Source organism: Lysinibacillus sp. CNPSo 3705, assembly GCF_028674935.1.
GTDB lineage: Bacteria > Bacillota > Bacilli > Bacillales_A > Planococcaceae > Lysinibacillus.
The window spans coordinates 1-13704 of sequence record NZ_JAQZSD010000029.1 but is presented as its reverse complement, the minus strand read 5'-3'; the positions used below and the strand labels follow the sequence as shown (position 1 = coordinate 13704).

Sequence of the window (13704 nt, the reverse complement as noted above, 5' to 3'; positions counted from 1 at the left end):
AAAGTGTTGGGAAACATTTTACAAGGAGGTTTTTTTATGTTTTACCGAAGTTACCGAAGCCGTAATTGAATTGAACTTTTTGATACTAAGGCACACAATATTCGTTAAAAAAATCGATATAAGGGAGTTTTTCTAGATGAAGCAGGAAAAAGCAATTGTTGTATTTAGTGGAGGTCAGGACAGTACAACTTGTTTGTTCTGGGCAAAAGAACGTTTTGAAGAAGTTGAGGCTGTTACTTTTGATTATGGTCAAAGGCATCGTCTTGAAATTGAATGTGCGAACGAGATAGCTCGGGAGCTCGGAGTTAAGCATCACATTCTAGATATGTCACTCCTGAATCAGCTTGCTCCGAATGCGTTGACACGACAAGACATAAAAGTAGATGACGGAGAAAATGGTGAGCTTCCCTCGACCTTTGTACCTGGTCGAAATCTTCTCTTTCTTTCATTTGCGGGCGTTTTAGCGAGTCAAGTAGGAGCTAAGCATATTGTCACTGGCGTTTGTGAAACGGATTTTAGCGGATATCCGGATTGTCGAGATGTTTTTATTAAATCCTTGAATGTAACGTTAAATTTATCGATGGATGATTCCTTTGTGATTGATACACCGTTGATGTGGCTGAATAAGGCACAGACATGGGAGCTAGCTGATCAGTTTGGGGCACTTGAATTTATTCGGGAAAGAACGCTGACTTGCTATAATGGTGTAATAGCAGATGGCTGTGGTGAATGCCCGGCATGTAAACTGCGAAATAAAGGGCTTGATGAGTATTTGAGCTTCAGGAAGGAGTCTTAAGGCATGTCAGAATTTATAATCGTCGATAAACTCCAAAAAATAGATGAAGATATTCAAAGAAATCAATTGAACTATCATGCAAAGCGTGTACTCATAAGCAAAGAATTTACTTTCGATGCGGCTCATCATTTACACAATTATGAGGGGAAATGTAAAAACCTGCACGGTCATACGTATCGCGTAGTATTAGGACTGAGTGGATACACAGATGAACGCGGTTTGGTGATTGATTTTGGCGATATAAAAGCAATATGGAAACAAAAAATAGAAATTCATTTGGATCACCGTTATTTAAATGAAACGCTGCCACCCATGAATACGACGGCAGAGAACATTGTTGTTTGGATTTACGAAAAATTGACTGAGGCCTTGCTTGATGAACAAAGATATAACGGTGCGCGTGTAGAGTTTATCAGACTATATGAAACTCCGACAAGCTATGCCGAAGCTAGACGGGAGTGGATGGAAGTTGAGTAAGGTACCTGTTATCGAGATTTTTGGACCGACGATTCAAGGCGAGGGAATGGTCGTTGGCCAGAAGACTATGTTTGTGAGAACTGCAGGCTGTGATTATTCCTGTTCTTGGTGTGATTCATCATTTACGTGGGATGGTAGCGGAAAGCATCTTATCGTCCAAATGACAGCAGAAGAGATTTGGTCTGAGTTGAAACGCCTTGGAGGCAGTGGTTTTTCATTTGTCACGATATCAGGCGGCAATCCTGCACTCCATCAAAATTTGGAAGAACTTATTGCGATTTTAAAAGAAAACGACATTAAGGTCGGGGTGGAAACACAGGGAAGTAGATGGCAAAAATGGATGTATGAGATTGATGAACTGACAATCTCACCTAAGCCACCTAGCTCTGGAATGACCACAGACTATTCGATGCTCTCTAATATGTTCGAAAAGCTTAAAAATCGCAACAGTAATCATCATATATCTCTCAAAGTAGTCGTTTTTAATCAAGGAGATTACGAATATGCTAAACAAATTCACCAACGATATCCAATGATTCCCTTTTATCTCCAAGTCGGTAATGATGATCTCACAACGACTGATAATTCTCAATTGATACTCCATTTGTTGGATAACTATCATGCGCTGATTGATAGAGTGATAAACGATGAGGAATTCAGAGATGTCAAAGTACTACCACAGTTGCATACCCTCGTTTGGGGGAATAAAAGAGGTGTATAAATAGTGTGTCGAAATTGTATGATGTTATCATTATTTATTTGACTTCCATCAAATACGTGTTGTAAAAACCTTCAAATCGAAAGGGAAAAGATTATAACTTGGGAAGGTGTGAGAGTATAGGTTAATTTGGCCTATACTTTTTTTGTACGTTCCAACATGTATATAAGCTATAGAGTAAATAGTTGAATCGTGAAGACAGCAGTAGTAACTAGCCAAGTGCAGGTGTTCACATGCCGATGCGGATATAAAGGTTGAAATAAATATGTACAAAAATGCTTGTTTAACCAATTACATTTTTGACTCCCTTTGTATATTACAACTTTACAGGAGTGGCGAGCATAATAGCATCGGCTAGCCATTGATGTAGCTGGGTTCTAGCCTAGCGAATCATGCGAGTAGAGGCTCCGTGTCAAGTTGTAATTATTCACACACTTGTAAAGAAACGTAGTTAATCAGCGAAAGTGTACATGTTTAGACGAGCAAAAATGTACATTATTATTTTGACAATTACATACGGAATCTGAAAAAAGTATCTAGTTTGAGATACACGAACTTCATTTTGTAACCTCCTAGTGATCATTAACAAAACCTCATTTTCACAAATAATAAAAATTCCTACCAATTTATCTACTTTCCTATCTTTATTTGTGTTAACTTAATATTAATGAAGGTTAACTCAAATCGAGAGAATAGGAGGCAATGACATCAAGTATTTAAAAAGTAAGATGGAGGAATAAAATGATTCGAAAGTTTTCTACATATGATCTTGCGCAGATTTCATTGCTAGCTTGTCTTATTATCGTTACAGGCATGTTTAAAATTCCAACAGGTTTTCCTGGGTCTGACTTTCAATTATCAGCACCTATTGCCGTTGCGATTGCAGCGGTATTTGGATTTAAGCGGTATTTTCTAGCGGGGATCATTGCAAGTTTAATCTTATTTTTACTAGGTATACACTCGATCTTAAATGTGGAGATTTCCTTCATTTTTCGATTGACTGTAGGCCTACTTATTGTATTATTTGGGACTTCAATTCCGGTACTTGTTTTGGCAGGCCCAATTGGCACAACGATTGCTAGATTTGGTTTGGCTTTTACGTTAGGAACTCCATTGTTACCGTTAGTAGTTTTGGCTATTCCAGGTATGGTAATCACAGCTGTTAGTGTTTATCCTATAACGAAAATATTACAGACAATAAATAGGAAAGTAGCAGGTAATAATCATGTTAAAAACGTGTTATAGCATTCGCATGCGTGCGGCAGAGAGAAGCCCTGAACTAGGGGAAAAGCATATATCTGGTGGTGAACGGATAGGTAGTAAATCTCAGATAGAGCCAATTGTAAAGCAGTTATTGAACAAAGCAAGTAATCATTCACGTGGTGATGCTGACTTTATACAAATTACCGTTGAAAAAATTGCACATAATCAGATACAGTATTTGCCGCCTTTAGAAATTACCACAGTTGAGGCCGGTTCAATTGAAAAGGCCCATAGTGAGGCAAGAAAGATACTAACCTCCTTAGGTGTTTCGGAGCATGCATTGAATGTTGCTTTTCACCAACTTAATAGTCATCAAAACCTCCGTGGCGCAATTATTTTAAATAGTAAAACCGGCTTACGGCTTGACAATCGGGGGGAGAAGGGTGTTCGAGTATCACGAATCGATTGGCAAGACGGTAATGGGGAGCTGAATGAGCGTGTCCGTGAAGCGTTGGCTCTGGCGACGAAAGTGGCAAATTCTCCGTTTACAATTGCAGAATTATGTTGGTCTGATGATCCAGATTACGTCACTGGATATGTAAGTAATCGTGCCATTGGTTATGTCAGAATTACACCGTTAAAAAGGGAAGGCTGCGAGAGCGGAGGGCGTATTTATTTTGTGTCAGATGAGGTTGAACTAGCATCTTTTATAAACTATTTAGAAAGCGTACCGGTTCTCATTAGGAGGGATTAAAAAATGGATCAGTGGTTTCAGCAGGAACTACAATTAATAGAAGAGAAAGGATTGACAAGAAAATTACGTTCGTTTTCCAATGGCAATGAGAGCGAGATCATCATGAATGGTGAGAAATTTTTGCTTTTTTCATCTAATAACTATTTAGGTCTTGCAACAGATTTTCGGTTGAGAAAGAAAGCATTTGAAGGTATTAGTAAATACGGTACAGGGGCAGGTGGCTCGAGATTAACAACTGGAAATTTCGTCATTCATGAACAGCTTGAATGTGAAATTGCGGATTTGAAAAAGACTGAAGCCGCCATTGTTTTCAGCAGTGGTTATTTAGCGAATATTGGTGTGATTTCGAGTGTGATGAAGGCAGGGGACATAATTTTTTCTGATGCTTGGAATCATGCGAGTATAATAGATGGTTGTCGACTTAGTACAGCAAAGACAATTGTTTATGAACATGCGGATATGGTAGATTTAGAGCAAAAACTAAGGAAATCACATGGAGATGGAAAGAAGTTTATTGTGACAGATGGCGTCTTTAGTATGGATGGTGATATCGCTCCACTTCCCGAAATAGTTGCACTAGCAAAGAAATACAATGCTTACATAATGATTGATGATGCACATGCGACAGGTGTTTTAGGAAATGATGGCCGCGGTACTGCCGATTATTTTGGATTGAAAGATGAAATTGATTTGACAGTTGGCACGTTGAGTAAAGCGATTGGTGCAGAGGGTGGCTTTGTAGCGACGTCGTCCATTGCAAAGAACTATTTACTGAATAGCGCTAGATCTTTTATTTTCCAAACAGCTTTATCTCCAAGTGCAATTGAAGCAGCGCGAGAAGGAATTTCCATTATTCAACATGAACCCGAACGAAGGGAACAATTGCTGAGTAATGCTAAGTATTTACGTTTGAAATTGGTGGAATCAGGTTTTGTAGTTAAAGGAGGGGAAACGCCAATTATATCTCTTCTTATTGGTGATGCCCATGAAGCTATGCGATTTTCTGAGAAATTAATGGATGAAGGTGTTTTTATTCCAGCGATTCGACCACCAACTGTGCCAAAAGGGTCAAGCCGGTTGCGAATTACAGTGATGGCTACACATACAATGGAGCAACTCAATGTAGTCATAAATAAAATTAAGGAAATAGGAAAAGAAATGGGTATTGTATCATGATCAAAAATGATACCTAGATAAATTCTTTTGATATACTGCAAAATTCAAGATTAAAATCATCTTACTAAAACCCCTGATTCTTCTGCTTGGCGTAGAAAATCAGGGGTTTAATTTATACCGTTTTTATAAATGATTCAATGCTTTGACGCTCACTTTAACTGTTAAATCATGTTTCCCACCTGAATAAACGCCTTCAACAGGGCTTATATCGGAATAATCACGGCCGATGCATAAAATAATGTGATTTTCTAACACTTCTACATTATTAGTTGGATCGAGACCAATCCAGCCGATTCCTGGTATCATGACTTCTACCCAAGCGTGGGTTGCAATATCACCGATCAAGGCAGAGTTTTCATCGACGTATAAATAACCACTAACATAGCGTGCTGGAATTCCTTTAGCTCTTAGCACTGCAAGCATGACATGTGTGAAATCCTGGCAAACACCTCGCTTAAGAGAAAAGGCTTCGCTTGCAGTTGTCGTAACATCGGTTGCACCTGGAACGTATTCAAAAGTCGAGTATAAATATTGCATTAAATTTAATGAAAATAATACAGGATTTTCAGCATGACCAATTGCATGATAAACTTCCTCTAACTGATTTTCTGTCATAAACGTAAAATGTGTAAACTTTAAATAGGGTAAATAATGTTCATAAAACAGTTTCGAGTGAAAAATTGTCTGCATTTCTGGTGAATATTGAATGCGATGAATAAATGGTGCACGTTGAATGCTGACAATAGAGGTCGTTTGAATTTCTAGCTCTTGATGCTGCTCAGGTATATAAAATGTGCCAACCGTATTGCCCCATATATCTGTATGCTCACGCGTTAAAGATGAAGGAGTGATGGCAATTCGATAAGATAGTAAGCGCTGACGCTCATCGCCCCTTGGTTTTAAGCGGATTGTATTTAAGCTTTGATCGACTTCAGACTCATATTGAAAAATATTTGTATGTTGAATTTCAAATTTCATTGTGTCTGCTTCCTTTGGATTACTGACTTGCTTGTTGAAAGGGAGCTGTTGTTGATTCCTTTCAAGGTTGTACGCTGGGTTCATATAAATGATAAATTGTTGAAAATGTATTGCCAAAATCAATACATTGACACAATCTTTCCTCCATTAACAAAATAGTTTCCTCTAACGTAATATTCCATAAATCTACATTCATCACGGCAAATAATAAACTCTTTAATGGGGTATGAAGCGCTAAAAATCTTGCTGAAAGAGGGTCGCTGTCTAAACAGATAAAAGCTTCTTCTAATTTTTTTAAGCAAAACATCACTGAACGTGGGAAATGCTTATCCTGTAATAAATATTGCATAACATAGAGTAAATTGGTTTGGCAATGCTTGCGTAAATAAGACTCCGTCGCCTCCGATAAATCGAGTAAAAACGATCCATCCGCTTCTTTTAAAGAGATGGCTATTTCCTTATGTTGCTCCAGTATAATTAAAGCCATACGAATCGTCTTTTCTACACGTTCTAACCATTTCCCAACTTGCATGAAATAAAACGGTAAATCTCGATCCATCGAGCCTTCGATAAGCCCCGTTACCGTCAAAGAAGTCTTACGAACATTTTGTAAAAAAGAGTTAAGGACGATAAGTGGAATTGGTCTTTCACGTTTCAACATGTCTTGCTGTAATGATAAATAAAAGGCATTTTGCAATTCCCAAAGCTCAATGGGTATGCTATCGCGGGTTGTACGGGCGTTTTCTCGAACTGCACGTAAAGTAGCATGGAGGGCGTTGCAGTTATTATTAGAAAAGAGTAGATATTCGATAAGTGGATTGACTCGAATCGACTCATAAAAGGACAAGTATTCTTCCTTCGAGGCACAAATATTTAACACCGCTTCCCAATGATCGATGTATTCATTTTCTTTGCCAGATTGCTCCAACATATTCAACAGCTGTACTTGTAATATATGTGCATTCGTTTGTGATCGTTCACTATATCGTGCCATCCAGTATAGTGCATCGGCTACTCGACTTAGCATATTGCAATTCCTCCTTTAATATCCATGTATCTTTAGCTCCTCCGCCCTGGGAAGAGTTCACGACTAAAGATCCTTCTTTTAATGCGACACGCGATAAACCTCCAGGAAGCACATAAGTATCCTCGCCCTTCATGACATAAACACGCAAATCGACATGACAAGGATAAAATCTACCATCTTGAAAAGCTGGTGCTCTAGACAGGCTAATTGTTGGTTGTGCAATGTATTGAATCGGGTTTTCCAATATTTTTTCTTTAAAAATAGCCATTTCTTCATCACTGGCATGCGGACCAATTAGCATATCATAGCCCCCTGATGCACTAACGTTTTTTATAACAAGCTCTCTCATATGCTCAAGAACCCACCCTCGCTGTCTATCGTCAGCTAGATGATAAGTCTCCACATTACGTAAAATAGGTTCCTCTTTCAAATAGTAGCGAATCATATCCGGTACATAGGCATACATCGCCTTATCATCAGCTACACCATTACCAACAGCATTTAAAATAGCAATATTTCCGGCCTTATAAGCAGCCATAATATGAGGAACGCCAAGTAAAGAATCCTCGCGAAAAACAACAGGATCTAAGAAATCATCATCAATTCGACGATAAATAATATCAATTTGCTCTAGACCGTAGATTGTCTTCTTGTACACCTTATTATCTCGGACAACTAAATCTCGCCCTTCAACAAGCTGAATATTGAGCTGTTGTGCTAAAAAAACATGATCGTAATAGGCCGAATTATACATACCTGCTGTTAAGAGGACAGCTTTAGGTTCTCTATCTGGGTTCATAGAAGGTGGACGATGGGCAAGAAGTGCCTTCTTCATAAAGGCCATTTGTTTGTCGAGTGACTGGATCGTATGTTTAGAAAAAAATTCAGGATACACTTCCTTCATCACAGATCGATTTTGAAAAACATAGGATATCCCTGAAGGATTGCGTAAATTATCTTCTAACACGTAGTAAACGCCATGTTCATCACGAATCAAGTCTATGCCTGCTAAAAAAATATGATTATCAATAGGTACTTTTACACCAAGCATTTCTTTAAAATAATACCGATTGTTTTCAATGAGTTGTTTCGGAATAAGCCCATCCTCAAAAATGCATTGTTCATGGTAAACATCATGTAAAAAACAATTTAAGGCTTTCACACGCTGCTTCATACCAGCTTCTATTACTGCCCACTGTTTATAAGGAATAATAATAGGTATAAAATCAAAGGGCATTGTGCGCTCTGTTCCACCTTGTGCACCATATACGGTAAATGTAATGCCTTGTTTAAGGAATGTTGATTGTGCTTGCTGATATTTTTCATCTAATTGTTCCTTAGTAAAAGCATGGAGCTTATGGTGGAAAGATCGATAATGAGGCTTCGGTTGATTACCTTCGAACATCTCATCAAAAAACATACCAGATTCATAGAACTTCATCATATGGATCGCCCTCCGAATTTAAGTAGTAGAGAAAACGTGTTACACTTAGTAAGAATCAATATCGCCTTGGCGACATTGTAGTAAATAGGTACCAATTGAAAAGGCACCACATCCGTATTCATCTATGAAGATAAATACATATAAAAGGAGCTAATAAAATGACAAGCATTAATTTAATGCAAGCGTATGAGCTAGACAAGCTTTCAAAATTAGAGTTTACTGATGAGGAGATTTTACGCACATTGCAAACAGGGGATGTATCCGTTTGGCAGGAACAAGTACCAAACTATGAATTTTCCGAAACAATGGCACTTTACCAAGAAGGGGAGCAAATTTTCATAGATGCTCTGCACGGAAACTACAGTATCAAATATGTAACTTTGCCAGGCATTAAGCGCTTATTGTATATTCGTTTCCAATTAGAAGAAGGCAAGGATTATCAATTATTAGAAACGGGAATCCAGCATTTAACTTGTGATGAGGATATTATCGCTAAACTTCAACATATGCTATCAACAAACTGGTCTCTAGCCAAACAAGTAGATGGGACGTATAGTATTTTTGTAAAGTAACGATTTTCATACCAAAATCGACAAAAATCCAAATAATACCATGCGTATTGTGAGAAGAATCGACACGTACAGTTACCCATCTTTTTATTTTTCGAATCGTCTCAGAGCATTTAACTCACTAGATTTAAATATTCATTTTTTTTGCTCTTTATGCTTAAAAAATGGAACTTTCATAAAAACTTTTAAAAAGGTGATTTTCTTTCTAAAGAGAATCATCTTTTTTATCGCTCATGGAGAGAACGTTTGTTCCGGGTTGTAAGAAAGAGCACTTTTTTCATTATAAAGTTCCCAAATTTATATTTGGGAACGTTTTTTCGTGGTAAAATAGAGAAAATGGAGGTGATTTTATGGAAATGACGAAGCTTCCTAAAATAATGAGAGATTTCCTTGTTTATTTAACGACGATTAAAGGGAAGTCTCATCGCACAAGAAAAGAATATGAATACGATTTGACTTTATTCTTCCGATTCTACATAGCAGTTCAGCATGATCATGAACTATCAGATTTAACGAAAATCGATATTTCTAGTATTTCTATAGAAGAAATTCGTGAAATGACACTAGAGGATCTATATTTATTTATGGAATATTGCGAGGTGCAGCGAGGGAATTCAGCATCTGCGAGAGCGCGTAAAGTAGCAACGTTAAAATCATTTTTTAAATATCTAAAAGGGAAACGACGTCTACTAGAGGAAAATCCGGCAGATGAATTAGAAACGCCAAAAATAGGACGGAAAAAGCCTATCTATATGAACATGGAGGAAGCTACGCAATTTATCGATGGCATCCAGCCAAATCGTGCTTCACCGAGGAATTATTGTATGATGATGTTTTTCTTAAATTTAGGGATTCGTGTGACAGAGCTTTGTCAGCTAAATAGGTCATCTATACAAGGTCGCTATTTAACGGTTGTTGGTAAAGGGAATAAGGAGCGGACAGTATATTTGAATGATAGCTGTATCCAGGCACTTGCAGACTATGAAAATGGTAGAAAGACAGCATATAAAGGAGGGGGAGAAGAGCCTCTTTTCGTCTCACAAAAGGGAACTCGCTTCACTCGGCAAACCGTTGCAAAAATCGTTAAACAAATTAATCAGCAATCAGGACTTCAAAAAGAACGCCTGACACCACATAAGTTACGGCATACATCTGCGACAATGATGTATAAATCAGGGGCAGATATTCGAAGTCTCCAGCATATACTTGGCCATTCAAGTGTTGCAACGACACAAATCTATACGCATATTGAAGATGAAGAGCTACAACATGTACTCGAAAATAATCCGTTCAATATTGTTCGAACTAGAGAACTTCACATTGAATAAAACAAAAGCCGATTATCCTTACTTGCAGGAGTCGGCTTTTGGTTCTCTTTTCTATTGTTAGCTTCCATTTCATCAATAAGAATTTGTTAGCTCAATAAACTGTCTTTCAATTGGCGTAAACTCGTGATGTAACCGAGTAATTAAATATAAATCAACGAATCTAAAGGTTGATGGTACTTCTAAGTATTGTTCAATGTTGTATCGACTTGCTATACGTTTAGAAACTAACGTAATTCCCATGCCCATCATGGCAAATTGTAACAAAGTTTCTGGATCTCCCACTTCAATTATTTCTCCCTGCGTAATAGCTAAATTCTTACATATGTCTCGCAATATTGAAAGATAAAAACAGTTATCAGATAGCACAAGTAAGTTTTTTTCACATATATAATCCTCGAAGATTGTACTCCGATCAATACCTTGACCTATGATAACCATTTCTTCAATAGCAACTTTTTTATACTTTATATGATTATTTTTTAATGTACCAATTGTATAGGCTAGATCAATTTTCCCTTGCAGAATTTGATTTTCTATATACGCTGTTGAACCTGTTTTTAAGGTTACCGATAAATTAGGGTATGTTTGATAAAGCTTATTTAAAGCTTGTGATACTTGAGTTCCTCCCATTGAAATCATCGTACCAACTCGTAGTTTTTCCTCATGTTTTTTCATCATATTTTCTGTTTCTTCCCAAAAAAACAATATTTTCTTAAATTGATAATATAATTTTTCTCCATCTTTTGTTAGTGTTACACCTTTAGAATTTCTCATAAATAATTGTTGATTATAATGATTTTCTATTTTTTTAATTTTTGCCGTCATATTTGATTGTAGGTGATTCAATTTAGCGGCAGCAGCTGATATACTTTTCAATTCTGCAACTGACACAAATGCTTTCATGTTTTCAATATCCATTTCTATTCACATCCATCAAAAAAAGTGATAAGACCATCATTAATAAACATTTAAAATGATGTCTTGTTGTCATTATACTTTGTATAAGGATATAGAGAAACTTATTAATGGAGTTTGTCATTCCTAACTAGTCTTTATTTTGAGGGGGAGTCTTAGTAGCTTGTCGCTTCGATTTCGCTACAAATATATTACTACCAGTTAATAGGAGGTATAGTTAATGAAAAATAAAATTATCAATGTAGGGATTATAGGTGGATCTTTGAATAATCAATGGGCAAGTCAAACGCATATTCCAGCACTAAAGAACAATCCTTTCTACAACATAACAGCAATTGGAACTTCCAATATTGTTACTGCCGAAAAAAGTGCTAAAATTCTGAATGCACCTCATGCTTTTACAAACTATAAGGAATTAGCACAATCGAAAGATGTTGACTTAGTAGTTGTAAGTATCAAAGTCCCTCATCATTATGATGCTGTACTAGCAGTATTAGAAGAAAATAAACATATTTATTGTGAATGGCCACTAGCTATTCATACGCATCAAGCAGAAAAAATGGCTCAATTAGCAGAAGAAAGACATATTCATCACGCAATTGGACTACAAGGTAGGCAATCTCCAGAAGTTAACTATGTAAAACAAGCCATTCACCAGGGGGATATTGGTAAGGTTATTTCCTGTACTATGCAAGTTGCAACACAAGGAAAAGGTGGCATAACAGATGAAAAAGGTCGTTATCTATTAGACGAAGATAATGGAGCCACTCTTCTTTCTATTAACGGCGGGCATTCACTAGATGTACTCTGTTATATTTTAGGTGATTTTAAAGAACTATCTGCTACAATGAATGTCCACTATACCGAAGCGTTCGTACAAGAAACAGGTCAATCAATAGAAAAAAATACAGCTGATCAAATATTAATACACGGGACGCTCGTAAATGATACTTCAGCATCTGTACATATCCAAGGAGGGGTTTATCCTGCTTTTCAATTAGAAATTAGGGGCGAAAAGGGAGCATTTCGCTTAACACAGAAAAATTCCTATGGCCATGTCCAATTTGGGAATCTTATCATTGAAAAAACGATATATCCAAATAATTTGTTTAAAGCTAAAGATATTTTAATGGAAGAAGTAAAAATATCAGAACAAAACAATGACGCAATCAGCTATGTGAATCAAGCTTATACGATGTTGGCAAAAGATATTGTGGAGAGCAGCAAGCATATTCCCGATTTTAATGACGCTGTCAAACTGCATCGATTGTTAGATGTAGTTCGAAAATCCGCAAAGACTGGTAAACGAATATTCATAAAGCAACTATAAAAGAATATTTCGCAATGTATAAAACATATACAGAAAAGGGAGTAAAAAAACGAGTGGAGGAGATACCTATGAATCAATTAATAAACGATCATCTATGTGAAACAAGAAATAACTTAGTTGAGGAAATACACTTATTAAGTGATAGTCAATTCAATGCTAAGCCTGATGCAAATTGTTGGAGTATCGCCCAAGTTTGCCATCACTTAACTTTAACGGAGGAGTCTTTTATAAAAGTGATTGCTTGGGGTTTAAAACAAGAGAATAGTCAGCAAACAGAACGTAAAAATGTTCACCTTATCTTAGATAGAACAACGAAAGTTCCAGCACCAGATTTCCTTGAACCAGCAAAAGACTTTTTGACAGTTCAACAAATCATTGCGCTGCTTGACGATTCTAGAAAGAAATTTACAATTTTCCTTGATACAATTGAAGATCCATCCCTATTAACAGAAAAAATCTTTAAACATCCATTTCTGGGCGAATTACCCCTTGATCAATGGATAGAACTAGTTTATATTCATGAACAACGGCATATTGAACAAATAAAAGAAATCAAAGCACTCATCAAAGTTGAGCATTAACGAATTTATTGGAGACTGAATACAAAGAATGATAAAAAAAGCACGACATTATGTTAAAGAATTTATAATTGAAATTTTAAATTCAATCGTATTTGAAGTAATTGGGAACATCTTAATTTTTATTCCTAGAATAATTATTAGATTATATGGTGAAAGTCTAATTTCTCATGGGCAACAAAAGAGCTTGATAGATTGATAGATAGACATAAAAAGAAGGAAGGACCAAGAGCTTTCCTTCTTTTTTATGTTGTAGAAGAGGAAGAGCCACCAATTAATTTACAACTAAAGGTAAAGATAAAAATCCTTCATTAATATGTGAAATTAGCAAAAGCCATTGTTTTGATCAATCTTTTTTCAAAACAATGGCTTTTATTATGTTTTTAATAAAACTATTTAGTAATACTTGAC

At 36.6% G+C, this 13704-nt stretch carries 14 protein-coding genes; 10 read left to right on the top strand and 4 right to left on the bottom strand.

The annotated features are described in order from the left end of the window. The first annotated feature begins 136 nt into the window (after nt 1-136). From queC to bioF, 6 genes are all read left to right on the top strand, one after another. Complete coding sequence (gene queC / locus PVA17_RS13500; protein WP_274067985.1) at nt 137-796, top strand: 7-cyano-7-deazaguanine synthase QueC; 660 nt, start codon at nt 137-139, stop codon at nt 794-796. A gap of 3 nt (nt 797-799) precedes the next feature. Further along, on the top strand, nt 800-1273 hold the full coding sequence (gene queD / locus PVA17_RS13495) for a 6-carboxytetrahydropterin synthase QueD (protein ID WP_274067984.1): 474 nt from the start codon (nt 800-802) through the stop codon (nt 1271-1273). Next, complete coding sequence (queE, locus tag PVA17_RS13490; protein ID WP_274068010.1) at nt 1266-1994, top strand: 7-carboxy-7-deazaguanine synthase QueE; 729 nt, start codon at nt 1266-1268, stop codon at nt 1992-1994. Before queD ends, queE begins: the two co-directional genes overlap by 8 nt. Nucleotides 1995-2732: 738 nt before the next feature. Beyond that, nucleotides 2733-3236 (top strand): hypothetical protein, encoded by a 504-nt coding sequence (locus PVA17_RS13485; RefSeq protein WP_274067983.1) that lies wholly within the window; start codon nt 2733-2735, stop codon nt 3234-3236. Then, nucleotides 3217-3948, top strand: coding sequence for a 6-carboxyhexanoate--CoA ligase (bioW, locus tag PVA17_RS13480; protein WP_274067982.1), 732 nt, complete (start codon nt 3217-3219; stop codon nt 3946-3948). The genes PVA17_RS13485 and bioW overlap by 20 nt, the downstream gene beginning before the upstream one ends. Before the next feature lie 3 nt (nt 3949-3951). Beyond that, nucleotides 3952-5124, top strand: coding sequence for an 8-amino-7-oxononanoate synthase (gene bioF, locus PVA17_RS13475; protein WP_274067981.1), 1173 nt, complete (start codon nt 3952-3954; stop codon nt 5122-5124). A gap of 123 nt (nt 5125-5247) precedes the next feature. Here bioF and PVA17_RS13470 read toward each other — a convergent pair whose 3' ends face one another. From PVA17_RS13470 to PVA17_RS13460, 3 genes are all read right to left on the bottom strand, one after another. Then, entirely contained in the window at nt 5248-6102 is an 855-nt protein-coding gene (locus PVA17_RS13470; RefSeq protein ID WP_274067980.1) for a transglutaminase family protein, read from the bottom strand. A gap of 61 nt (nt 6103-6163) precedes the next feature. Further along, nucleotides 6164-7129: an alpha-E domain-containing protein gene (locus PVA17_RS13465; protein ID WP_274067979.1), complete on the bottom strand. Its 966-nt coding sequence runs from the start codon at nt 7127-7129 to the stop codon at nt 6164-6166. Further along, nucleotides 7083-8573, bottom strand: coding sequence for a circularly permuted type 2 ATP-grasp protein (locus PVA17_RS13460; protein ID WP_274067978.1), 1491 nt, complete (start codon nt 8571-8573; stop codon nt 7083-7085). The genes PVA17_RS13465 and PVA17_RS13460 overlap by 47 nt, the downstream gene beginning before the upstream one ends. Nucleotides 8574-8731: 158 nt before the next feature. Here PVA17_RS13460 and PVA17_RS13455 point away from each other — a divergent pair, with 158 nt between their 5' ends. Both PVA17_RS13455 and PVA17_RS13450 read left to right on the top strand, forming a co-directional pair. After that, nucleotides 8732-9145: a hypothetical protein gene (locus PVA17_RS13455; RefSeq protein ID WP_274067977.1), complete on the top strand. Its 414-nt coding sequence runs from the start codon at nt 8732-8734 to the stop codon at nt 9143-9145. 347 nt (nt 9146-9492) lie between these two features. Further along, entirely contained in the window at nt 9493-10470 is a 978-nt protein-coding gene (locus PVA17_RS13450) for a tyrosine recombinase XerC (RefSeq protein ID WP_274067976.1), read from the top strand. Nucleotides 10471-10542: 72 nt separating this feature from the next. Here the strand turns inward: PVA17_RS13450 and PVA17_RS13445 are convergent, their stop codons facing one another. Beyond that, the gene (locus PVA17_RS13445) at nt 10543-11388 is read right to left on the bottom strand and encodes a LysR family transcriptional regulator (protein WP_274067975.1); all 846 of its coding nucleotides are present in this window, start codon (nt 11386-11388) and stop codon (nt 10543-10545) included. Nucleotides 11389-11605: 217 nt separating this feature from the next. On the opposite strand from PVA17_RS13445, the gene PVA17_RS13440 reads away from it, so the two are divergent. Together PVA17_RS13440 and PVA17_RS13435 are read left to right on the top strand one after the other, a co-directional pair. Beyond that, a complete protein-coding gene (locus PVA17_RS13440) occupies nt 11606-12715 on the top strand; it encodes a Gfo/Idh/MocA family protein (protein ID WP_274067974.1) in 1110 nt (369 codons plus the stop codon). A gap of 68 nt (nt 12716-12783) precedes the next feature. Next, nucleotides 12784-13296: a DinB family protein gene (locus PVA17_RS13435; protein ID WP_274067973.1), complete on the top strand. Its 513-nt coding sequence runs from the start codon at nt 12784-12786 to the stop codon at nt 13294-13296. Nucleotides 13297-13704: the final 408 nt, after the last annotated feature.